This is a genomic window from Bartonella sp. WD12.1, from assembly GCF_002022415.1.
Taxonomy (GTDB): Bacteria; Pseudomonadota; Alphaproteobacteria; order Rhizobiales; family Rhizobiaceae; genus Bartonella.
This window is the reverse complement of record NZ_MUBG01000001.1, coordinates 515,485-538,297: the sequence shown is the minus strand read 5'-3', so window position 1 is coordinate 538,297 and position 22,813 is coordinate 515,485. Positions and strand designations below refer to the sequence as shown.

Here is a 22,813-nt window from a genome sequence, read left to right as displayed (position 1 = left end):
CAAACCAAGTATATCCACTCCAACACATTTACTTTGAATCTTTGTTAGTTAATAACGACAATCCCGCATGTTGCGAATTGGAAAATTTTAAATATGAAAAACTTATGACAAACCTCATCCAAAATGCAATTGTTCTCATAAGAATTATAAAAGTAATGTTAAATTATGTTATCTTACAAATAGTTAAGCGTATTTATATTATCTCCGCATCCCTTTATACATCAATCATAAATTTAGATCTTTCTTCTAGTACGTACATTAGGCTTGCATCATTTCTTGTAAGTATTACAAAAGTATAATTACTTGTAATGTAACCACTAACGCTATCTTATCAGGACCTTTTCAAACTGATCAATTGCTGTAAAATTTGTTAAGGAGGCAAAAATAATAATGTTAATGTCAATGAAATTATTAATTAATGCAAATAAATTAATCTGGTGTATTAGTTTGAAAATTCAGAAGAATTTGCGCACATTTATGCCTTTTTATATTTAGAAAAATCAAAATCTTTTAGCGGGCATTAATCTTATTATAAATGACAATGTCCCTATAAATATATATTAACTTGGATATCACAAAAATGTCTACAAAATCAAATAACAATGTCAGTTCACATCAAACTGAACTTGATAGTGCAGCGCTTTTTTACCACCAATATCCAAAGCCTGGAAAACTAAAAATACAAGCAACAAAACCGCTTGGTAATCAACGTGATTTAGCGCTTGCTTATTCTCCAGGTGTTGCTGCGCCATGTCTTGCAATTCATAAAGATCCAAACCTAGCAGCTCAATATACTTCTCGTTCTAATTTAGTGGCTGTTATATCAAATGGAACAGCTGTTTTAGGATTAGGAAATATTGGCCCACTTGCTTCTAAACCTGTCATGGAAGGAAAAGCTGTTTTATTCAAAAAGTTTGCAAATATTGATGTTTTTGATATCGAACTTGATGCACCTGATATTACTCAAATGGTAGAAATCGTGTCTGCATTGGAGCCGACATTTAGTGGTATCAATCTTGAAGATATCAAAGCTCCTGAATGCTTTGAAATTGAAGAGCAACTTCGTGCTAAAATGAATATCCCAGTCTTCCATGATGACCAACACGGAACTGCCATTATTGTTTCTGCTGCTGTATTAAATGGATTACATCTTGCTGGTAAAAAAATTGAAGACGTAAAAATAGTTACCTCAGGTGCAGGTGCTGCAGCTTTAGCTTGTCTTAATCTTTTAGTACATCTTGGAGCAAAAGTTGAAAATATTTGGCTTAGTGACTTAGACGGTGTTGTTTATGAAGGCCGCAAAACACTTATGGATCGTTGGAAAATAAAGTATGCGCAAAAAACTGATGCACGAACTTTATCCGAGATTATTGATAATGCAGACATTTTTTTAGGTGTTTCAGCAGGTGGTGTTTTAAAACCTGAATATCTCAAAAAAATGGCCCCAAAACCTTTAATTTTAGCACTCGCTAATCCAACACCGGAAATCATGCCAGAAGAAGCACGTGCTGTGCGACCAGACGCAATGATCTGTACAGGGCGTTCTGATTATCCCAATCAAGTCAATAACGTCCTTTGTTTTCCTTATATTTTCCGTGGTGCATTAGATGTCGGTGCCACTGCAATTAATGAAGAAATGAAAGTAGCGGCAGTTCATGCTATTGCTGCCCTTGCCCGTGAAGAATCTTCAGATATTGCCGCACGTGCTTATTCAAAAGAAACATCTAATTTTGGTCCAGATTATCTTATCCCCTTCCCTTTTGATCCACGCTTAATACTGCGTATTGCACCTGCTGTTGCTAAAGCAGCAATGGAAACCGGTGTAGCAATTCGACCAATTGAAGATATTGCTGCTTATCATGATAACCTTAATCGCTTTGTGTACCGTTCTGGTCTAACAATGAAACCTGTTTTTGCTGCTGTAAAAACAGCAAAACGCAAACGTGTAATTTATGCCAATGGTGAAGATGAGCGTGTACTTCGTGCAGCACAAATTGTCCTTGAAGAACAAACTGCAACTCCTCTTCTCATTGGCCGTCCACATGTAGTGGAATCTAGATTAGAACGCTTTGGCTTAAGAATTCGTCCCGGCGTAGATTTTGAACTCACAAATCCAGAGGATGATCCACGTTTTCGTGATTATGTTAATTTATTGCTTCGTTATACAGGTAGATGTGGTGTATCACCTGAGGTTGCAAAAACAATTGTAAGAACATCAACAACAGCTATTGCTGCCCTTGCAGTTATGCGTGAAGAAGCTGATGCAATGATTTGCGGTTTAGAAGGACGTTTTGAACGTAATCTTCAATTAATCGAGCAAATTATTGGACTTGATTCTAATGTCAGTCGTTTTTCTTCTGTCAGTTTACTCATCTCTCCACATAGTACTCTTTTCTTAACGGATACTTACGTTAATGAAAATCCCTCTGCTGAAGAAATAGTGGAAATGACTGTTTTGGCAGCAAAAGAAGTTGAAGCTTTTGGTATAATACCAAAAGTAGCGTTATTATCGCATTCAAATTTTGGATCTAAAAATACAGAAAGTGCGCGTAAAATGCGCCGTGCAGCTGAAATCTTGGCAGAGTTATACCCAGATTTGGAATCAGATGGGGAAATGCATGGTGATTCAGCACTTTCTCAAATTTTTCGTGATCGTGTTTTTCCTGATTCACGTCTTAAAGGTGAAGCTAATTTGCTTGTTTTTCCAACACTTGATGCGGCCAATATCACACTTAATATTGTCAAAAATCTAACAGATTCACTTCATGTGGGCCCTATTTTAATTGGGGCAGCACGTCCTGCACATATCCTCACACCTTCAGTAACTTCACGAGGAGTTGTCAATATGACCGCACTGGCAGTGCTTGCCGCAAATAGAAAAAAATCTCATAGTAAGGCAAATAAAAATAAGTAATCCTCGTTTTATGATAAAATTTAGCGTTTCTTTTTATAAACAATCAAAAAGAAGGGCTTAATCCACTGCAAATTCACTTTTCATATTGAAAAGACAGTTGCATTTCGGATTAAGTCTTTTTTTTTAGGTAAAAAAAGCTAGATAGAGTTATATTTAAGTATTTTAGAAGCTATCAACCTATAATAAGGAATTACAAATTGCTCTCTACTTTTGATAAAGTTGCTGATGTTATTGCGGAAATCAGTGAAATCGATCGCAGCATGATCACGCCCGAAAGTCATACAATTGATGACTTAGGCATCGACAGTCTGGATTTTCTTGATATCGTTTTTGCTCTTGATAAAGCTTTTGGAATTAAAATTCCATTAGAACAGTGGACTCAAGAAATTAATGAAGGTTCAGTTGCAACCGAAGAATATTTTGTTCTTAAAAATCTTTGTGCAAAAATTGATGAACTCATTGCCTTAAAACAAGCTAATTAATTTCTTTTATCATGCAGAATCAATCTGTATTCATTACCGGTATAGGACTGATCAGCTCCTTAGGTGAAGGGGTTGATTACCATTGGGAAAAATTGAACGATCCTACAGTCACACCAAATCTGGATTGTACGAGTTTTTCACCCTACACTGTCCATAAATTAACTGAAGTCGATTGGAATTTACAAATACCAAAACGTAGTGACCAACGACAAATGGAAACATGGCAGCGTCTTGGTACCTATGCAGCTGGCCTTGCTCTTGAAGATGCGGGAATAAAAAACAATGAACAGTTAACATCAACAATGGATATGATCGTTGCAGCCAGTGGAGGCGAACGCGATATTGCTGTTGATACACAAATTCTTGCTAAAGCCCGCACAACAGATGATCACGCTTCTATGCTTAATTCTGTCCTTTCAACTGAACTTCGTCCAACTTTGTTTTTAGCGCAGCTATCCAATCTTTTAGCTGGCAATATTTCAATTGTTCATAAAGTAACGGGTTCTTCTCGCACATTTATGGGGGAAGAAGGTAGCGGGCTTTCTGCTGTGCAAGTAGCTGTTGCCCGAATTCGAGCAGGACAGAGTACACATATTTTAGTAGGTAGTTCCTATAATACTCAAAGCTATGATATGTTGTTAGCTCATGGGCTTGGAGGCCTTTTAGCACGCAATGGGTGGTCGCCAGTTTGGGGGCGTAAAAACTCTCTTGGAAGTGAAATAATAACCGGTTCTGCAGGTGTTTTTTTAGTGCTTGAAAATGGTGAACAAGCAAAAAAACGCAATGCCCGTATTTATGCTGAAATCAGCCAAATCATCACAGATCAAACAAATAGGACAAAAATTCCACTCAAAGATACAATTGCTACAATGTTAAAAACAGTAAAGGCTAAATCTGCTTTTACAATTTCAGGTGCTTCAGGTTCTCATGAAGCAACAAAAGCAGAACAAAGTGCGCTTGACTTTGCTAATATACCTTACCGTGGCATGACAACATTATTTGGCTACTTACGAGAAGCGCAGTTTCCTTTAGCGCTCGCATTAGCTGCGATTGCTGTTGAAAAAAAGCTTAGCTTTCCAACACTAAGTGCTCATGAAAAACCATTTTCTGGAGAAGTACGTGAAGCATTAGCCACTACAGTTGGTATAAAAAGAGCTGAAGGTATAGTGCACTTAGCTGCTGTTTAAAAGGAATTTCTATGACGGAATATAACGATCATTTCGGACGTCCACTTATAGCAATAACTGGAGCAGGAGTTGTAACATCACTGGGGCAAGGCAAACAAGAAAACTGGCAAAAATTAATCAATGGCATTAGTGGTATTCATAAAATAACGCGCTTTCCCGTTGAAGGGTTAAATACAGTTATTGCAGGAACTGTTGATTTTCTTGAAGAAAGTACAATTGGAGCTTCAGCTCTTTCTGAAAAACTAGCACATCTTGCAGCAGAAGAAGCTTTAGAGCAAGCCAATCTTGATAAAACAAATTTTAATGGACCATTATTCTTAGCAGCTCCCCCTGTTGAACTTGAGTGGAAAGCTCGTTTTGCCCTTGATCAAGAAGAGACATCCAATGATGAACCTTCTTATGCACATCTTCTTGAAGTCTGTAGTCGTAACCCCCAACATGCACTTTTTGAAACAACGCAATTTGGGGCAATTGCAGAAAAGCTTCAAAAAGCATTTGGGACAAAAGGACTTCCTGTTACACTTTCAACCGCTTGTGCATCTGGTGCAACAGCAATTCAACTCGGTGTTGAATCTATTCGACGAGGAGAAACAGATCGCGCACTCATCATTGCTACAGACGGCTCAGTTTCAGCGGAATCTCTTATTCGTTTTTCCTTATTATCTGCTCTTTCAACTCATAATGAGCCCGCAGAAAAAGCATCAAAACCATTTAGCCGTGACCGAAACGGTTTCGTTATGGCAGAAGGATCGGGTGCTCTTATTCTTGAATCTCTTGAGAGTGCTTTAAATCGTAAAGCAAAAGTTTTAGGGATTTTAGCAGGTTGTGGAGAAACAGCAGATGATTTTCACCGTACTCGTTCAAAACCCGATGCATCTCCAGCAACTGAAGCAGTCCGTAAAGCTTTAGCTGATGCACAAATAACAATTAATGAAATTGATTATATCAATGCACATGGAACTTCCACACCTGAAAATGAAAAGATGGAATACCTAGCATTATCAACAGTATTTGGTGATATTTTAGAATATATTCCCGTTTCTTCCAATAAATCAATGATTGGACATACTTTAACTGCTGCTGGCACCATAGAAGCTGTCTTTTCACTTTTAACTATCCAATCGGGAATACTTCCCCCTACAATCAATTATGATGATCCAGACCCTACTATCCCTTTGGATGTTGTTCCTAATTATAGCCGTAAAGCTTGTGTCAACACGGTTTTATCTAATTCATTTGGCTTTGGTGGTCAAAATACTAGTCTTGTTATTACGGCATATAAAGGGTAATCCCTTCAATGATTAAATTTTGTAAACCCCAATCTTAAGCAATAATATAATAGAGAATAATGATGCGTGCACTGCAACTACTCAATGAATGTCAACTTGAAATCACTAATATTGCCCCTCCTCCTCCACCAAACTCTGGTGAAGTGACAGTCCGTATAAAGGCTGTTGCCCTTAATCATATTGATGTATGGGGATGGCGTGGTATGGCCTTTGCTAAAAGAAAAATGCCGCTTATTATAGGTGCAGAAGCTTCTGGTGAGATTGTTCAGCTGGGAAATGGCGTTGAAAATCTACAACTTGGGCAAATTGTTTCAATTTATGGTGCACAAACCTGTGGCTTGTGCAAACCCTGCCATGAAGGACGTGATAATCTTTGCAGTGATGTAAAAGGTGTGTATGGTTTTCATCTTGATGGCTTTGCTTGTGAACTTGTTAATCTTCCAGCACGTCTATTAGTGCCAGCTCCACCAGAATGTGATGCAATAAAAGCAGCTGTTGCTCCTATTACCTTTGGTACTGTAGAGCATATGCTTTTTGATAACGCAAAACTACAAGCTGGAGAAACAATTTTAATACAAGCTGGTGGCTCTGGTATTGGTTCAGCAGCTATCCAGATTGCAAAAGCTATAGGGTGCACAGTCATTACTACTGTTGGTTCAGACAATAAAATTGCAAAAGCACAATCCCTTGGAGCGGATTATGTGATCAATTACCGTAAAGATCGTTTTGAAGGTGTGGTCCGCAAAATAACTCAAAAAAAAGGCGTTGATGTTGTTTTTGAACACGTGGGTGCCGATACATGGACAGGCTCTATATTGTGTATGAAACGGGGAGCTCGTTTAGTAACGTGTGGTTCAACTTCTGGTGTTTCAGCACCTATGAATTTAATGCAACTATTTCAGCAACAACTTAAAATATTTGGTTCATTTGGTTGTCGTATGGAAAATATGGCAAATGCTATGCAGAAAATGGCACAAGGAATTGTGTCTCCTATCATTGATACGATTGTTGACTTTGATAAAATCGATACAGCTTTAAAACGAATGGAAAGCCGTGATGTTTTTGGTAAAATTATCCTCAAAATTGATTAAATCATGATAAAGTATTTTATCAAAAATTCAATGTACAACATTAAAATCATTATTAAAAAGTCTGTAAATTGGTTGTGGGCACATTTGCTTATTGCTTTTCTAGCTATTCTACGACATCTCCCTATTAACATTGGATTTTCTTTTATTTCCTGGTTAGCAAAAACATTTGGTCCTCTTGTATCTCGTCATCAAATTGCACTTGCAAATCTTAGAGCTGCATATCCAGAAAAAACAGAACAAGAATTACATGCAATTGCGCTAGAAATGTGGGAAAACATGGGGCGACTTCTTGTCGAATATATTTTTCTCGATAAAATCTTCGATTTTGATCCCAATGCCAGCCAACCTGGTTTAATTGAAGTCAGTGGCGCTGAAATATTCCAACAATTAAAAAATGAAAAAAAGCCTCATATTTTTTTCACAGCCCATACCGGAAACTTTGAGCTTCTTCCTATATGTGCACAAAGCTTTGATCTTAATGTTACAGTGTTATTTAGACCACCCAATAACCCTTATATTGCAGATCGAGTTTTGAAAGCTCGACAAAACTTTATGGGACATCTTATACCATCTGCAGCGTATGTAACTTGGGCATTAGCAGAAAAATTAGCAAAAAATGAAAATGTTGGTATGCTTGTTGATCAAAAATTTCGTCGAGGCATTCCTAGTACATTTTTTAATCGACCGCTTAAAACTAACCCCTTAATCATAAAGCTTGCCCGGCAATATAATTGTGATATTTATCCAGCACGTTGTATCCGATTAGCTGGAGGGCGTTATCGTTTAGAGCTATATGAGCGTATGGAACTTCCACTTGATGACAAAAATGAAATTGACATAAATGCCGCTGTGCAAAAATTAAATGATATTGTTGAAACTTGGGTGCGTGAATATCCAGGACAATGGATGTGGTTTCATAGACGCTGGGGTGAATAATGTATCCATATCATCCTCACAAAAGAGACAGCAGTGTTAGCATCAAAAGAGATTAATGACCTTATTACAATTATTACGATATTACGAAATCGTAATAGTGGCTGTGCTTGGGATATAAAACAAACTTTTGAATCCATCATACCTTATACGATCGAAGAAGTTTATGAAGTTATTGATGCCATTGAGCGAGGCAACCGAATAGATCTTTGCGATGAACTGGGTGACCTTCTCTTACAGGTAGTCTATTATGCTGCAATTGCTAAGGAGGAAGGTAGCTTTTCTTTTGATGATGTTGTTTATGCTATTACCGCAAAAATAATTCGTCGCCATCCTCATGTTTTTGGAAATGAAAAACAAAGAAACTTAAATTTCCCAGAAGATACATGGGAACATATCAAAAAAATAGAAAAAGCTGAACGGAAACAACGGCTCAAAGAGGCAGGTTTACCAGACGATACACCAACGGGCTATCTTGCACAAGTAAAGTCGGCTCAACCAGCAGATCGAGAAGCGCTTGCTTTACAAAACATGGCTGCTAAAGTGGGCTTTGATTGGCGTAAGAAAGATAAAGTCTTTAAAAAAATAAAAGAAGAGCTCAATGAACTTAAAGAAGCAATTAAGGCTGATAAAGCTTTAGAAATAGAAGAAGAATTTGGCGATCTTTATTTTGCTATACTTAATCTTGCACGCCATTTGAATATTGATCCCCAAAAGGCATTAAAAAAACAAATATAAAATTTAGAAATCGCTTCACCCATATTGAAGAAAGTCTATCAAATCAGTCAAAAAAATTGATTGACGTATCTTTAAAAGAAATGGAATCTCTTTGGAATGAAGCTAAAATAAACAATAAAAACTAATGACACTTCCCTACTTTACTAAATACACTCTAACAAAACTCAGTGAGTTTCATATATTTCATTCAATTTATTTTGTGAAGCAGGACGAATCTCTACTGATTCACCACACCCACATGCTGAAATTTGATTAGGATTGTTGAATATAAAACCAGAACGAAGTGTGGTTACTTCATAATCTACCTGTGTTCCTAATAAAAACAATATTGCATCGCGCGCAATAAAAACGCGAGCACCATTAATTTCAACAACATCAGCATCGTGTATTTCTTCTTTTGCGAGAGTAATTGTATATTCCATTCCCGCACAGCCACCTTTTTTGATACCAATAAGAATACCACACGCATTTTTTGTTTTCATAATATCTTTAATGCGATCTATTGCGGTTTCTGTCAAACTTATTACCGAACGACTCATCGTTCATTTTTCCCTTACTAAACAAGTATTTTCAACGACTTTATCTATAATAATTTTATTTTTCGATATATTAAAAACGAAATAATAAGACATAAATTGGAATGTCTAATTCTTTCTGTAAACTTGAGCTTTGATTGCTTATTTCAAATCCACTCCAAAATAATGAAGTACCAAATCTCATTTTTACTTTTTTAAGCTTTTTCTTAAAGCAGAAAAAAAGCGTTTCATTAGATTTTATTCTGTTTATTTTTTCTCTTGCCTTTAAAGAAACAGTCGTTTAGTCGTTTTGGACAATTCGGAGCGTAGCGCAGCCTGGTAGCGCACTTGACTGGGGGTCAAGGGGTCGTGGGTTCGAATCCCGCCGCTCCGACCATTTTTTATGCTCTATTTCAAAAAGTAAGAAATATACATTTTTAAAAAATCAGAATAATCGTTTTGATACCTACTTAGTATATACAACAAACACGCTTACTCCTAAGCTAATATCTCGCTGGCTTCATCAACATTCTATTGAACTATCAATCATTGCTCATATAAATAGCTATTAAGAAGTAAGTTATAATATTTCTCACAGTTACTAATTGATCTACAGAAATTATCCTGCCTTTAGTTACATTTAATCCATCTCTATTATCTTATATAATTGAAAATAATACTATTATTCACAATCATTATTTACGCAACAAACTCTTAATTAAATAGCTTTTTCATCAGCAGAAAATAAAAAAACGCGAGACTTTCGCCTCGCGTTGTGAATATCTCAAATTATAATTTATTCCGTTGTTTCAACCTCTAAACTCGCTTTATGCATATTATGACCATTGCTACTTTTAGCAATAGATGATGATGCTTGTTGTACAACTATCTTCTTCGGTTTTAATTCAGCCGGCATTTCTCTTTTAAGCTGAATATGAAGAAGACCATCTCTTAATTCTGCTCCTATGACCTTAACATGATCAGCTAAATGAAAACGCCTTTCAAAAGCACGCGAAGCAATTCCTCGATAAAGAAACTCTCGCCCTTCATTATCATTTTCAGGTATTTTCTCACCTTTAATGGTTAGCTGGTTACAATGCGTTTCAATATCGATTTCATTTAAAGAAAAACCAGCAACAGCCATAGAAATCCGATAAGAGTCCTCACTTAAACGCTCAATATTATATGGTGGATAAGAAGAAACATCATCCGGTTGTGTTCTGGAATCAAACCAGTTTAAAAGATGATCAAAACCTACAGTTGAACGATAAAATGGTGAAAAATCTACTTGACGCATAATTGCCCTCCTTTAGAGCGACTATAATTAATTTACAAAGTCTCCAAATGGCAGACTTTCTTACAAACTAACAATCCCATCATGGCAATTGTGATATTTATTTGGTAATCAATCTTTTCCATTTCAACTCTTTTGTATTTTAATTCGTAAAAGAGAGCAAAAATAAGATAACTGTTTCTTATTTTTTCCTCACCATCACAATTTAGTATTAAGTTCTTTCTTGTTAGTACTAAGTGCTTTCTTGGTTTTAACACTATGTGATAAGAAAAATATAGCTTTTTGCATTGATTGAAGAACCTCAGTAAGAAATTTTATAAAAATTTACCTATTTTCTCCTATCTTTTTCTCTTTGAATAACCAAAATTCAGTGAGAAAAACATATTAGGATAAAACTCACATATCTTACAACTCACATTACTAAAAACAGGTAATATCAACAGCCCAAATATTATTTTCATATATGACATTTTAAAGTAGAAAATTAATACTCTAGCCCTTCGATTTATTTGTATTAACGACGTCTAAAACCAATATATCTATAAAGCTTTAAACCTAAATATACCCAAAATGAGAAAAATTTTAAAACAAAACACGCAACTAAGAACACTCAAAATATAAAAATGCCCGATCCTTTTCTAAGGTCATACATATTTTAAATTGAATTCAACTAAAAACAACATTATGTATCCTTGACAAATATGCAAGAGTTAACCATTTTGCTATTCATTCTAATTATAAAGCATTTTACCGCTTTTTTATAAATACTTTATATCGTATACATCAGTATAGCGAAAAACTGACAAATGGAGCAATTGGACATAATCATGAAACGAATTTTGCTCGCGGAAGATGATAATGATATGCGCCGCTTTCTAGCAAAAGCACTAGAACGTGCAGGTTATGAAGTCATCGACTTTGATAATGGTGCTAGTGCATATAAACGTCTACAAGAAGAGGCATTTTCTCTTCTACTCACTGATATTGTGATGCCAGAGATGGATGGAATTGAATTAGCACGACGTGCTACTGAAATTGATCCTGATTTACGGGTTATGTTCATTACAGGTTTTGCAGCAGTTGCTTTAAATTCAAATAATGATACCATTCCCGATGCTAAAGTGCTTTCTAAACCGTTTCATTTGCGTGAATTAGTTAGTGAAGTTGAAAAAATACTTATAGCTGCTTAACAGAATATTTTCTGTAAATTATCTGCATTTAACCAAATAAAAAATTAAATCAGACATTGACGTTTATAATTCTATATGCAGTATGCGCGTATACACCATTATTGAATGGGCGTGTAGCTCAGCGGGAGAGCACTACGTTGACATCGTAGGGGTCACAGGTTCAATCCCTGTCACGCTCACCATATGTCTTTTTTACCCCTATAACCCATTGATTTTATTGATATTTTTTAAGGTTAGGGATAAAATAATCAGGTTAGGGAATAGGATTTTCCAATTTACCTTTATCAATCACCTTGAACTTGTGTTAATAGGCTTCCACCCACAAGAACGTTTTCCGTTTTCATTATGTTTTAAAATGTCTCGTGCTAAATTTGAACTGATTCCATCGTAGTCTTGCCTACCCAAATAAATTGGCATCCATCCTAGGCAAGAAACATAGTCATTCTTTACGCACCCACTCAGAAAGATCAGAGCGTATATCCACATCACTTTTCTTGTTAACTTCATCTTCTACTTCAAACCGTGTTATAGCTATTTTTAAAGTTTTCTCAGTTCGTTTGCGTTGCTCAACTTTCTTTCCAAACCGAAAAACCTTAGCTAAAGTTACAAAAAAAGCGGCAAAAGCCGCCGCCGCCATCAACAAATATTTTTTTCCCCACCAAATCACAGCCGTTGCTCCCAAAAACGTTGAGCAATAAACGCAATACCAACACAAGCTGCTAAAACCATAATTGCCGCAAAAGCCCTCTGAACTGGACTATTTCCAAAGCTTTTCAAGCATATCACCTTTTATCTTCTGATAGTAAGAAACAAGTTCTGCACATGTGAACATGAATGTCTTTGACATTTCCTTGAACTGACTGGTGAAAATATTTTCAACAGCTTGTGAAAGCACGTATGCTGAATATAACAATTCAAGTAGTAATTAATGATTTTCCTTTTTATTTAACCCAATTATCTTAGTTTGAAATCAAAAATAATTAAGATGCGAAGTCTGATATATTTATATGAGGGTTATAATTTATAAATAATAATTATACCCTCCTCAGCTATTTAAAATATTTTGTAAAAATTTCACTTAAATGATTATTATTAATACATAAAAATGCTTTCATATATACCATATTTGATAATTTCTATTAGTAATATAGAATTTTCATAGAGTAGATTTTTCTACTCACTTAATCACTAAAACTCAGTTTATCAGTGATAATATGCTTATAATATTTACAGCGTTTGCAATGATTATCTATCAAAATAGCAAAAGTTCCTTGTCATTAATGAGTAAAAATTCAATCTTTACAGATAGTTTTTCTATTTTTCTTATTTAAAAATTTAAGTATATAAAAGCAAACTACAAGCCCAATAATCCAAGCCACTCCTATGATTAAAACTGGTCGTGTATCACTAAAAAAACATAACAAAACGAAAATAAAAATCATAAATAAAATAGAAAAAATTGGTCCTACTGGCCAAAATGGAACTGGGAATTTTAGATTATGCTGCTCTTCCTTAGACATTTTAAGCCGCATAAAAATTTGCGAAAGCAAAATCATTACCCAAACAAAAACTATCGCAAATGTTGCTATTGCCGCAATAAGAAAGAAAAGTCGGTCATGATAAAAATAGTTAAGAACAACACCAAAAAGAAATACAATAAATATCAGTAAAATAACAAAAATTGGTACACCATTTTTTGACAGACATTGAAATTTCTTAAATGCATAGCCCTCTTGTGATAACCCATGAATCATGCGACTAGCACCATACATTTGGCTATTAAGAGCTGAAATAGCTGCTGTAACAACAACAATGTTAAGAATATTAGCTGCTGAAGAAATACCAAGGTTTTCAAAAATTGAAACAAAAGGACTATTCATAAGACCAATTTTATTCCAAGGATACAGTATCATTAAAACCGTTAAAGTCATAACGTAAAATAGTAAAATCTGAATCAGAACAGAATTAATTATTTTTGAGATAGTGTTATTAGGATCTTGCGTTTCCATAGCCGCTACTCCGACAATCTCTACCCCAGCAAAAGAAAAAACAACGACACTAAAGCAAGCTAAAAAACCAAACCACCCATTAGGAAATATACCACCATTTTGCCATAAATTATGAACAGTGGGTTGCATGCCTATATTCCAATTAAATACAATAATTGCTACCCCTAAAACAATCATAACAATAATAGCAATTACTTTGATAGAAGACAGCCAAAATTCTAACTCACCATATACTTTTACTGCTGCTAAATTAATACCAGTAATGATAAGTGTAATGCTCAATGTCCAGATCCAAGGAGAAACACTAGGATACCAAAAACCCATATAAGTTGCAAAAACTGTGATATTAGCTAAACCAGCAAGAATCATCTCAAAAACATATGTCCACCCTGTTAAAAAACCAGCCAAAGGTGATATGTGATTTGCAGCATAACGGGCAAAGGAACCAGGTAGAGGATTATGAATAATCATCTCACCTAGAGCACGCATCACTATAAAAACAGCTAACCCCACAACACAATATGCAAGAAGAACACTTGAACCAGCAAGATTAATTGCTTGTGCAGACCCGTAAAAAAGGCCTGTTCCAATAGCAGATCCGAAAGCTAAAAATATAACCTGACGTTTATTCATACCTTGTTTAAGTTGGTTTATGGACATTTTGTTCCTCTTTTAAACGCTATATAATCTTTATAAAGGTGCAGTCTTCAGACTAACAAGCACCCAAGCCTACTGAAATGCAAAAAAAACTTTAATGGATCTGAAAGATTTTGAAATTTCTATTTTTTCATCTCATAAAAAATATAATATCATGACGACTAAAATGCATAATTACTATATATGATGCAATTTGTACCGTTCATAATAAAAACTGTATTCTTTTTGCTTTCTTAAGTTTTAGGAAGTATTGATAATAAATAATGCCTTTTTTATGATATTTTCAATGTACTGCCATTACATTATTATAAACTAATCACAGAAATAACGAATATGCTCGTTTAATTTATAAATCATCTCTGCTTACTCAATTGGTTAAATATATTATCTAACACCAAACTTATATGAAGAGAAGCCTTAGAATAATGAGTTTTTTCTTTGCTTAATCTCAAAATAAATATTATTCCAGCTCCAATTTCGGAAAAACTGTTTCCGGTAAAACAGATAATAAATGCCCCTCACTTACAAGTATATGCACCTTTTCAAGATCTACAGCCATATAACGGTCCGCTTTAAGAGTCATGATATTCTTACGTAAATACTCCATAACAGACTGCAATAAAGGACTTGTTTTTAGAGGAGCGCGGCATTCAATTCCCTGCGCTGCAACAAGTGTTTCAATACCAATAATAGTAAAAAGATTTTCGCTCATAGCTAATAATCGACTGGATCCATGACAAGCCATTGAAACATGATCTTCTTGATTTGCTGAAGTTGGTGTTGAATCAACCGAAGCGGGGTGTGCCATTTGTTTATTTTCAGACATTAAAGCAGCTGCTGTTACTTCAGCGATCATGAAACCTGAATTAAGACCCGCATTTTGTACTAAAAAAGCAGGAAGCCCATAAGAAACTGCAGGATCAACCATAAGAGCAATGCGCCTTTGAGAAATTGAGCCTATTTCGCATAAAGCAAGCGCAATCTGATCGGCAGCAAAAGCAACAGGTTCAGCATGGAAATTCCCACCCGATACAACCGCACCGTTACTTAAAATCAATGGATTATCTGTTACTGCATTTGCTTCAATAATCAGTGTTTTTGCCGCCGCTGTAAGAATATCAAAACAAGCACCCATAACTTGTGGTTGACAACGTATACAATAAGGATCTTGGACACGTTTATCATCATGCAAATGCTTTACCCGAATTCCTGAGCCTTCTATAAGTTTTTCTAATGCTTGCGATATAACAATTTGCCCATGATGACCACGTAAATATGGATATCGGGATGAAATGGAGCCGTTGACCCCATAATGGCATCTGTAGACATTGCGTTAGAAAGAATCCCTCCACACAATGCTCGATAAGCGTGAAAAAGACCTGCAAGTGCAAGTGCTGTTGACGTTTGAGTGCCATTGATAAGAGCCAAACCTTCTTTCGCTTCTAAAACGATAGGCGATAACCCTGCTTTTTCTAAAGCAGCTGCTCCACTCATACGAATATTCTGAAAGAACGCTTCTCCCTCACCTATCATAACAGCTGCCACATGAGCAGGTAGTGCAAGATCACCCAATGCGCCAACTGATCCCTTTTCAGGAATGACGGGAATAACTCTCTTTTTAAGCATATTTTCTAATAAATGCACTAATTCCAGACGAACAACAAAAACCCCTCGCCCAAGCGAAATAAGCTTTAATGTCATTATCAAACGTACAATATTTTCAGCTAAAGTAGCCCCTACACCACAACAATGCGATAAAATAAGATTTCTCTGTAAAATGACCACATCATCTACATCAATTTTAACGGAAGCTAACTTTCCAAAACCGGTATTAATGCCATAAACTGGTTTATTGCCCGCAGCAATTTCAGCAATGCGTGCCGCTCCCTTCTTGATAGCTAGATGGATATCTTTATGAAGTTTGCTTATTTTACCACCCTAATAAACAGATTCAAGTTCGCTAAGTGTTACCTTTCCTGGCTTGAGTATAATCGTCATAATCTTCTTTCTTATTAATCTAGTATAATGTAAGATTAGCATCTCGCTTATGAAAAATACCATAGCTTTATACAGTTTGTATTTATTTCAGCAAAAATAATACTAGGTCATTAAAATTTAATATCAAATATTATAGTGAATATACTTAATTTATAAGCATTATTTTTAAACGTCTCAATAATAAAATATGCCTATAAAATGCTGCGTAAATAAAGATAATTGTTTGAAGTTAGAAACTAACTACAGTAACGAGAACTGTTGCATTAGATTAGAATATCTTAGCTAGTTTTATAATTAATTTGATGATAGCAAATATATAAAATAGCGTCATCAATTGTAAAATGGTGCTCTAATACACTAAACTAATCTGCTATTTTGCTAATGAATATTAATTTTAACAAAAATATTATTAGAATAATTTATCTATTAATATAGTTCTGTGAAGTATCATATTTTAGATATTTTGCAGATACAAAAGCTTCAAAACTTTATAAATAAAAACTCTGCTGAGCCTTTAATAAAATAACAAGCACACAATAAAGAAAAATTTCTTTATATTTTTAAGCATCGGCTGTTCAATTTTTATTTAAGTACATAAACTAACGGTATATCATTTAAATGATATTCAAAATAGTATTGAAAAAGTTTGGTGCACCCGACAGAATTCGAATCTGTGACCTCTGCCTTCGGAGGGCAGCGCTCTATCCAACTGAGCTACGGGTGCCAAAAAACTGTTTTAAAACCAATTGAGGCCTTTTAACTGATCATGCTCTCAGCTTCAATGATGAATTGCCATTTTGAAAAAAATTGCAAAAAGAAAAATATTGTCCCACAATAGATTAACTTTTCATACAAAATTCCTTCTTTTTGCAAAAATGGTTCTTATATAAAACTTCCAAATTCTAAAAAATACATTAAAAATAGACCGCAAATATCAGGACAATTCTCAATGCCGTCATTACCAAGCCGCTTTCATTTCATTTCTGCTGAAACTGAAGAAACCATCAAAGCTACCAATAAATTAATTTCTATTTATGGCCATTCTTCTCTTGAAGAAAGTGATGTAGTTGTTGCACTCGGCGGTGATGGAACAATGTTACGAGCGGTACGAGATGTTATGAATACTGGAAAACCTATTTATGGCATGAATCGAGGTTCAATAGGATTCCTTATGAATGAATTTCATGAGCAGAAATTGCCAATCCGCATTGCTACTGCGCATAAAAAAGAAATTCATCCCCTACGCATGATTGCAAATACTGAATGTCAACAACATATTGAAGCACTTGCAATTAATGAAGTATCCTTATTTCGTCAATCTTATCAAGCTGCTAAGATTCGTATCAGTATTGATAATAAAGTGCGCATGGAACAATTAAATTGTGATGGTATCCTTGTTGCCACACCAGCAGGATCTACCGCATATAATTTGTCAGTACAAGGTCCCATTTTGCCTCTCATGGCCCCTCTTATGGCCCTCACCCCTGTTAGCCCTTTTCGCCCTCGGCGCTGGCATGGAGCATTACTTCCCAATACGGTGACAGTACGTTTTGATATGCTCGAAGCAAACAAACGCCCTGTAAATGCTGCTGCTGATAATGTGGAAGTCAAATCTGTTCATTCAGTTATTATTTCATCAGCTTCAGAAATAACAGCCTCTATCCTTTTTGACCCTGACCATTCATGGGATGAACGTATTTTATCAGAACAATTTCGTTATTAATTATTTTTATCGTTGTTTTCTTATACATATAGAGTAGTTACAGTTGACTTTTTTGCAAATGCATCTTACCCCTTTTCAATAACATGGGATGCGAACCAACCTAACTAACTAGGTTAAAATTGCAGAACAATCGATAGAAAAATGACACTACCTTTGAACAGTTTTGACGATTTAGGCCTTTCCGAAAAAGTTATTAAAGCTGTAAGATCAGCAGGATATACGACTCCAACACCTATTCAAAGTGAAACAATTCCTTATGTGCTTCAACGTAAAGACGTGCTTGGGATCGCTCAGACAGGCACTGGGAAAACAGCCTCATTTGTGCTCCCTATGCTTACATTACTGGAAAAAGGCCGTGCAAGAGCAAGAATGCCCCGTACTCTTATATTAGAGCCAACGCGAGAGCTTGCAGCTCAAGTTCAAGAAAATTTCGATAAATATGGAGTGAATCATCGTTTAAATGTCGTTCTTTTAATTGGTGGAGTTTCTTTTGAAGATCAAAATCGCAAACTTGAACAGGGTGCTGATGTTCTTATAGCAACACCAGGACGTCTTCTTGATCATTTTGAACGTGGTAAATTGCTTTTGATAGGTACTGAAATTCTTGTCATTGATGAAGCCGATCGTATGTTAGATATGGGTTTTATTCCTGATATTGAACGCATTTGCAAACTAACTCCGTTTACCCGTCAAACTTTGTTTTTCTCAGCAACAATGGCACCAGAAATTACAAAATTGACAGAGCAATTTTTACATTCACCCATCTGTGTTGAAGTTACAAAAGCATCATCAACAGCTACAACAATTACGCAACGTCTTGTTAAATCTGGAAGCAAAGCATGGGATAAAAGAGCTGTTTTGCGAGAACTTATTCATAATGAAGGTAATGAACTTAAAAATGCTATTATTTTCTGCAATCGGAAAAAAGATATTTCTGAGCTTTTTAGATCACTTACCAAATACAATTTTAGTGTAGGTGCACTTCATGGTGATATGGATCAGCACTCACGCATGAATACATTAGCTGATTTTAAAGACAATAAACTCACACTTCTTGTTGCTTCTGACGTTGCCGCCCGTGGGCTTGATATCCCAGATGTCAGTCATGTTTTCAACTATGATGTACCAACACATGCTGAAGATTATATTCATCGGATTGGCCGTACAGGACGTGCAAAGCGTAGTGGAAAAGCTTTTACCATTGTTACACACGATGACCAAAAATACATCAGTGCTATTGAAAAAATAAGTAAAGAAAAAATTGAATGGCTCAATGGAGATCTTTCTACTTTATCTATCAGTGATCAGACAAATGACTCTATTGTAAAAACAAAATCTGCAAAACTTTCAAAGAAATCCACCCCTAAAAAACACACTGATCACACTAAAAAAGCATCAAAAGAAGATAAAACATTTCATAGTGAAACTACAAAAAATAAAGTAAATTCATCCAAGCTATCCCATTCAGAGAAAGATCAAAATCATACTCCCCTTGGGTTTGGTACCGATATCCCAGCATTTATGCTCATAAAAACCCGCTCTTAAATCACAAATCTGATTATTGAGAATAACGATAAGATCGATAAAATATTTTTAAATTGTTCTTTACTGAATGATTTTTTTAAACAGTCAATCTATTTACGACTTTTTCACGCCCTAAAAGCTGCAAAAGTTTACCCATTTCAGGACCATGTTCCATTCCAGTAAGCGCCTGACGCAATGGCATAAATAAAGCTTTCCCTTTACGGCCTGTTTTCTCTTTTAATGCTGTTGTCCAAACTTCCCAGCTTGCATCATTTAATACACCTTTCGGTAACAAATCAACGGATTGACGTACAAATGCGTGATCTTCAGAAGAAATCGCCTTGAAATTTTGACCATCATGCATATCACCATGAATAATTGTCCACCATAAAGCTGCATCATTCACTTTATCAATATTGTTTCTTATCGCATTCCAAAACTCTTCTACCTTTTCTCCATCAATAGAAAGCTTCTCAAGCCGTTCTTTGACATCCTCATACGTCAACTCATGAACAAGATGACTATTTAGAGAAAGGAGATCAACAGAATCAAATTTTGCGGCTGATTTTGATGTGTTTTGGAGATCAAAATGCTCTAAAAGAGTAGCCTGATTAGGATAAATCTGCACATTTTGTGATGTTCCAGTCAAAACAGAAAGGCATTGAACAGCCATAGATTCAAACCCTTCTTGTCGTAAAGAACGAACAGAAAGGTCATTGTTACGTTTTGAAAGCCCTTTTCCTGAAATCGTAGTCAACAAATTAATATGCCCTAAAATCGGTGGCTTTACACCGAGAGCTTTAAAAATAGCAATCTGTGCACCTGTATTGGTAATATGATCATCACCACGAATAACATGTGTAATAGCCATATCTACATCATCCACTACAGAAGGCAGTGTATAAAGATAGCTCCCATCCTCACGAATTAAAACGGGATCTGAGATAGAAGCTAAATCAATCAGCTGTTTTCCCTTTACAAGATCATCCCAATGAATTTCTGTCCGCTTTGTTTGAAATGGATCATTTTCAAAATTGGGTAAAAGAAAACGCCAATGGGGTTTACGACCTTGAGATTCAAAGTTTCTTTTATCTTCTGGGGTCAACTTTAACGCATCACGATTATAAACAGGAGGCAGCTTGCGCGAAAGTTGGATTTTTCGGCGCCGATTTAATTCTTCCGCCGTTTCATAACAGGGGTAAAGAAGACCACGTTGTTTAAGAGTTTCTGTAACCTCATCATATCGATTAAATCGTTTAGATTGATAATGAATTTCATCTGGCCTAATACTAAGCCACTCAAGATCAACCATAATACCATCAATATATTCTTGTTTAGAACGTTCAACATCTGTATCGTCATAGCGTAAAACAAATGTGCCATTACATGCTTGCGCATAAAGCCAGTTAAATAAAGCAATACGGGCATTGCCAATATGAATATAACCTGTTGGAGATGGGGCAAAACGAACTTTTATCATTAAACAATGCTCAACTTTTATCGCGAAAACGATTGATAATAGGATAACGACGGTCACGTCCGAAGCTTTTACAACTGATTTTCACACCAGGTGCGGACTGTCGCCTTTTATATTCAGCTAAATAAAGCAAGTGTTCAACTTTCTCAACCGTTTCTCGTAAATGCCCACATTGAACAATCTCACCAACACTCATATCATCTTCCACAAGAGATTGTAAAATATCATCTAAAATAGGATAAGGAGGAAGAGAATCTTCATCTTTCTGATTTTCCCGTAACTCCGCGGAAGGTGCTTTCATGATAATATTAGATGGGATAACAGCTCCTTTTGCCCCTAATAAATTTTGCAAGTGATTTTTATTACGCCATTTTGCCAATGCATAGACCTGCATTTTATAAATATCTTTAATAGGGTTAAAACCACCGTTCATATCACCGTAAAGTGTCGCATATCCAACTGCCATTTCTGACTTATTACCTGTTGTAATCACCATTGAACCAAATTTATTCGAAAGAGCCATTAAAATAGTTCCACGCGTACGACTTTGAAGATTTTCTTCTGTAAGATCAGGCTTCAACTGTGAAAAAACAGGTGCTAGTGCATTTAAAAAGCCCTCAACAGGTTGAATAATTGGTATAACCTCGTAATGACACCCTAAAAAACGCGCGCAATTTTCAGCATCTCTCAACGATTCTTGTGAAGTATAATGATAAGGCATCATTACAGTGCGAACTCTTTCTGCTCCAAGAGCATCTACTGCCATTGTTGCGCAAAGTGCGGAATCAATACCCCCTGAAAGACCAAGAATAACATCTTGAAAATAGTTTTTGTTAACATAATCTCTTAAACCTAAAACGCAAGCTTGATAATCAGCAGCTAGTCCACTTAAAAGTTCTTCATTAGGACCAGAAATACATTGCCATCCGATAGATTGTCGTTGCCAGTGACTTAAAGCAATATGGTCCTCAAAATGTTTCATCTGAAATGCCATTTTGCCTTGTCCATTCAATGCAAAAGATCCTCCATCAAAAACTAACTCATCTTGACCACCAACTTGATTAGCATAAATAATCGGCACACCCGATTGGATAGCTTGCGCTTGAACAATATCTAAACGTTTGAGTGTTTTATGACGCTTATAAGGAGATCCATTAGGAACAAGAATAATCTCAGCTCCTTTATTGCTAAGCTGTGCACAAATAGAAGAATCACTCCAAATATCTTCACAGATCACAATCCCGAGTGTTACTCCACGGTAAACAATAGGCTCAAGACACGAATCAGAAGAAAATACGCGCTTTTCGTCAAATTCAGCATAATTAGGCAAATCAAACTTTAAGCGTTCAGCAACTATTTGCCCATTGTTAAGGAGCATAACACCGTTATAAATAGCATCATCACGTCTTAGTGGAACACCAATAACAATACCTGGTCCATTTTCTGTCACTTTGGCTAATTTCTGCACAGCATTTTCACATGCCTTTATAAAAGCAGGTTTAAGCACAAGATCTTCCGGTGGATAAGCACTTATAAAAAGCTCGGTTAATAATACAAGGTCAGCACCTTGCTCTTGAGCTTTCTGATGGGCCATTATTGCGAGAGCAAAATTTCCTTCAACATCACCAATAACAGGATTTAATTGGGCAACTGCAATCCGAAAATCATTTTCTATAAGTTGTTGTGTCATTAAATTAATTTAGTGTGACTATAACCCAGTTTCAATCACCAAAGCATTCCTTTTCTTAAAAAGCGTTTAATTTCACAAATAGAAAAGCATTAATTATAAATT

At 35.7% G+C, this 22,813-nt stretch carries 15 protein-coding genes, 3 tRNA genes and 3 pseudogenes; 12 read left to right on the top strand and 9 right to left on the bottom strand.

Translation table 11 applies throughout. From position 1 onward, the window contains the following. The first annotated feature begins 580 nt into the window (after window positions 1-580). The 7 genes and pseudogenes from BWD121_RS02110 to mazG all read left to right on the top strand — a co-directional run bounded on the left by BWD121_RS02110 (window position 581) and on the right by mazG (window position 8,759). Window positions 581-2,914: an NADP-dependent malic enzyme gene (locus BWD121_RS02110; RefSeq protein WP_078663186.1), complete on the top strand. Its 2,334-nt coding sequence runs from the start codon at window positions 581-583 to the stop codon at window positions 2,912-2,914. Window positions 2,915-3,111: 197 nt separating this feature from the next. Further along, entirely contained in the window at window positions 3,112-3,396 is a 285-nt protein-coding gene (locus BWD121_RS02105; protein WP_078663185.1) for an acyl carrier protein, read from the top strand. Window positions 3,397-3,407: 11 nt separating this feature from the next. Continuing rightward, window positions 3,408-4,583, top strand: coding sequence for a beta-ketoacyl-ACP synthase (locus BWD121_RS02100; RefSeq protein ID WP_078663184.1), 1,176 nt, complete (start codon window positions 3,408-3,410; stop codon window positions 4,581-4,583). Window positions 4,584-4,594: 11 nt separating this feature from the next. Beyond that, the gene (locus BWD121_RS02095; protein WP_078663183.1) at window positions 4,595-5,872 is read left to right on the top strand and encodes a beta-ketoacyl-ACP synthase; all 1,278 of its coding nucleotides are present in this window, start codon (window positions 4,595-4,597) and stop codon (window positions 5,870-5,872) included. 62 nt (window positions 5,873-5,934) lie between these two features. After that, the gene (locus BWD121_RS02090) at window positions 5,935-6,963 is read left to right on the top strand and encodes a zinc-binding dehydrogenase (RefSeq protein ID WP_078663182.1); all 1,029 of its coding nucleotides are present in this window, start codon (window positions 5,935-5,937) and stop codon (window positions 6,961-6,963) included. 30 nt (window positions 6,964-6,993) lie between these two features. Next, window positions 6,994-7,899 carry a lipid A biosynthesis lauroyl acyltransferase gene (locus BWD121_RS02085; protein ID WP_197684853.1) on the top strand — a complete coding sequence of 302 codons (906 nt, stop codon included), beginning with the start codon at window positions 6,994-6,996 and terminating at the stop codon, window positions 7,897-7,899. A 33-nt stretch (window positions 7,900-7,932) separates the two neighbouring features. Next, window positions 7,933-8,759, top strand: a pseudogene (gene mazG / locus BWD121_RS02080) (nucleoside triphosphate pyrophosphohydrolase). A 39-nt stretch (window positions 8,760-8,798) separates the two neighbouring features. Here mazG and BWD121_RS02075 read toward each other — a convergent pair. Further along, window positions 8,799-9,173 (bottom strand): iron-sulfur cluster assembly accessory protein, encoded by a 375-nt coding sequence (locus tag BWD121_RS02075; RefSeq protein WP_078663181.1) that lies wholly within the window; start codon window positions 9,171-9,173, stop codon window positions 8,799-8,801. Window positions 9,174-9,469: 296 nt separating this feature from the next. On the opposite strand from BWD121_RS02075, the gene BWD121_RS02070 reads away from it, so the two are divergent. Continuing rightward, window positions 9,470-9,546, top strand: a tRNA-Pro gene (locus BWD121_RS02070). 399 nt (window positions 9,547-9,945) lie between these two features. Here the strand turns inward: BWD121_RS02070 and BWD121_RS02065 are convergent. Beyond that, complete coding sequence (locus BWD121_RS02065) at window positions 9,946-10,446, bottom strand: Hsp20 family protein (protein WP_078663180.1); 501 nt, start codon at window positions 10,444-10,446, stop codon at window positions 9,946-9,948. A gap of 824 nt (window positions 10,447-11,270) precedes the next feature. Here BWD121_RS02065 and BWD121_RS02060 point away from each other — a divergent pair. Together BWD121_RS02060 and BWD121_RS02055 are read left to right on the top strand one after the other, a co-directional pair. Continuing rightward, window positions 11,271-11,633 (top strand): response regulator, encoded by a 363-nt coding sequence (locus BWD121_RS02060; protein WP_078663179.1) that lies wholly within the window; start codon window positions 11,271-11,273, stop codon window positions 11,631-11,633. Window positions 11,634-11,740: 107 nt separating this feature from the next. Beyond that, window positions 11,741-11,815: transfer RNA gene (locus BWD121_RS02055), tRNA-Val, on the top strand. A 257-nt stretch (window positions 11,816-12,072) separates the two neighbouring features. Here BWD121_RS02055 and BWD121_RS02045 read toward each other — a convergent pair. From BWD121_RS02045 to BWD121_RS02030, 5 genes and pseudogenes are all read right to left on the bottom strand, one after another. Then, on the bottom strand, window positions 12,073-12,300 hold the full coding sequence (locus tag BWD121_RS02045; protein ID WP_078663177.1) for a hypothetical protein: 228 nt from the start codon (window positions 12,298-12,300) through the stop codon (window positions 12,073-12,075). Then, window positions 12,297-12,398 (bottom strand): annotated as a pseudogene (locus tag BWD121_RS08205) (lysozyme); the annotation flags it as partial. The gene BWD121_RS02045 and the pseudogene BWD121_RS08205, both read right to left, overlap by 4 nt. Window positions 12,399-12,925: 527 nt before the next feature. Next, window positions 12,926-14,302, bottom strand: a complete 1,377-nt coding sequence (locus tag BWD121_RS02040; protein ID WP_078663176.1) for an amino acid permease — start codon at window positions 14,300-14,302, stop codon at window positions 12,926-12,928. A 457-nt stretch (window positions 14,303-14,759) separates the two neighbouring features. Then, window positions 14,760-16,165, bottom strand: a pseudogene (gene hutH, locus BWD121_RS02035) (histidine ammonia-lyase). Window positions 16,166-16,944: 779 nt separating this feature from the next. Continuing rightward, window positions 16,945-17,021 (bottom strand) — tRNA-Arg (locus BWD121_RS02030). Between the two features lie 225 nt (window positions 17,022-17,246). On the opposite strand from BWD121_RS02030, the gene BWD121_RS02025 reads away from it, so the two are divergent. Beyond that, the gene (locus BWD121_RS02025; protein WP_078663175.1) at window positions 17,247-18,020 is read left to right on the top strand and encodes an NAD kinase; all 774 of its coding nucleotides are present in this window, start codon (window positions 17,247-17,249) and stop codon (window positions 18,018-18,020) included. A 141-nt stretch (window positions 18,021-18,161) separates the two neighbouring features. Then, window positions 18,162-19,565, top strand: a complete 1,404-nt coding sequence (locus BWD121_RS02020; RefSeq protein ID WP_078663174.1) for a DEAD/DEAH box helicase — start codon at window positions 18,162-18,164, stop codon at window positions 19,563-19,565. Window positions 19,566-19,641: 76 nt separating this feature from the next. Here BWD121_RS02020 and gltX read toward each other — a convergent pair whose 3' ends face one another. Further along, on the bottom strand, window positions 19,642-21,024 hold the full coding sequence (gene gltX / locus BWD121_RS02015; RefSeq protein ID WP_078663173.1) for a glutamate--tRNA ligase: 1,383 nt from the start codon (window positions 21,022-21,024) through the stop codon (window positions 19,642-19,644). A 10-nt stretch (window positions 21,025-21,034) separates the two neighbouring features. After that, on the bottom strand, window positions 21,035-22,711 hold the full coding sequence (locus tag BWD121_RS02010) for an NAD+ synthase (RefSeq protein WP_078663172.1): 1,677 nt from the start codon (window positions 22,709-22,711) through the stop codon (window positions 21,035-21,037). Window positions 22,712-22,813: the final 102 nt, after the last annotated feature.

Excerpts from the sequence above, each read along its gene's own strand:
- BWD121_RS02025 (WP_078663175.1), top strand. The coding sequence starts at position 17,247 with ATGCCGTCATTACCAAGCCGCTTTCATTTCATTTCTGCTGAAACTGAA.
- BWD121_RS02090 (WP_078663182.1), top strand. The coding sequence starts at position 5,935 with ATGCGTGCACTGCAACTACTCAATGAATGTCAACTTGAAATCACTAAT.
- BWD121_RS02065 (WP_078663180.1), bottom strand. The coding sequence starts at position 10,446 with ATGCGTCAAGTAGATTTTTCACCATTTTATCGTTCAACTGTAGGTTTT.
- gltX (WP_078663173.1), bottom strand. The coding sequence starts at position 21,024 with ATGATAAAAGTTCGTTTTGCCCCATCTCCAACAGGTTATATTCATATT.
- BWD121_RS02110 (WP_078663186.1), top strand. The coding sequence starts at position 581 with ATGTCTACAAAATCAAATAACAATGTCAGTTCACATCAAACTGAACTT.
- BWD121_RS02100 (WP_078663184.1), top strand. The coding sequence starts at position 3,408 with ATGCAGAATCAATCTGTATTCATTACCGGTATAGGACTGATCAGCTCC.
- BWD121_RS02060 (WP_078663179.1), top strand. The coding sequence starts at position 11,271 with ATGAAACGAATTTTGCTCGCGGAAGATGATAATGATATGCGCCGCTTT.
- BWD121_RS02020 (WP_078663174.1), top strand. The coding sequence starts at position 18,162 with ATGACACTACCTTTGAACAGTTTTGACGATTTAGGCCTTTCCGAAAAA.
- BWD121_RS02040 (WP_078663176.1), bottom strand. The coding sequence starts at position 14,302 with ATGTCCATAAACCAACTTAAACAAGGTATGAATAAACGTCAGGTTATA.
- BWD121_RS02085 (WP_197684853.1), top strand. The coding sequence starts at position 6,994 with ATGTACAACATTAAAATCATTATTAAAAAGTCTGTAAATTGGTTGTGG.
- BWD121_RS02075 (WP_078663181.1), bottom strand. The coding sequence starts at position 9,173 with ATGAGTCGTTCGGTAATAAGTTTGACAGAAACCGCAATAGATCGCATT.
- BWD121_RS02095 (WP_078663183.1), top strand. The coding sequence starts at position 4,595 with ATGACGGAATATAACGATCATTTCGGACGTCCACTTATAGCAATAACT.
- BWD121_RS02010 (WP_078663172.1), bottom strand. The coding sequence starts at position 22,711 with ATGACACAACAACTTATAGAAAATGATTTTCGGATTGCAGTTGCCCAA.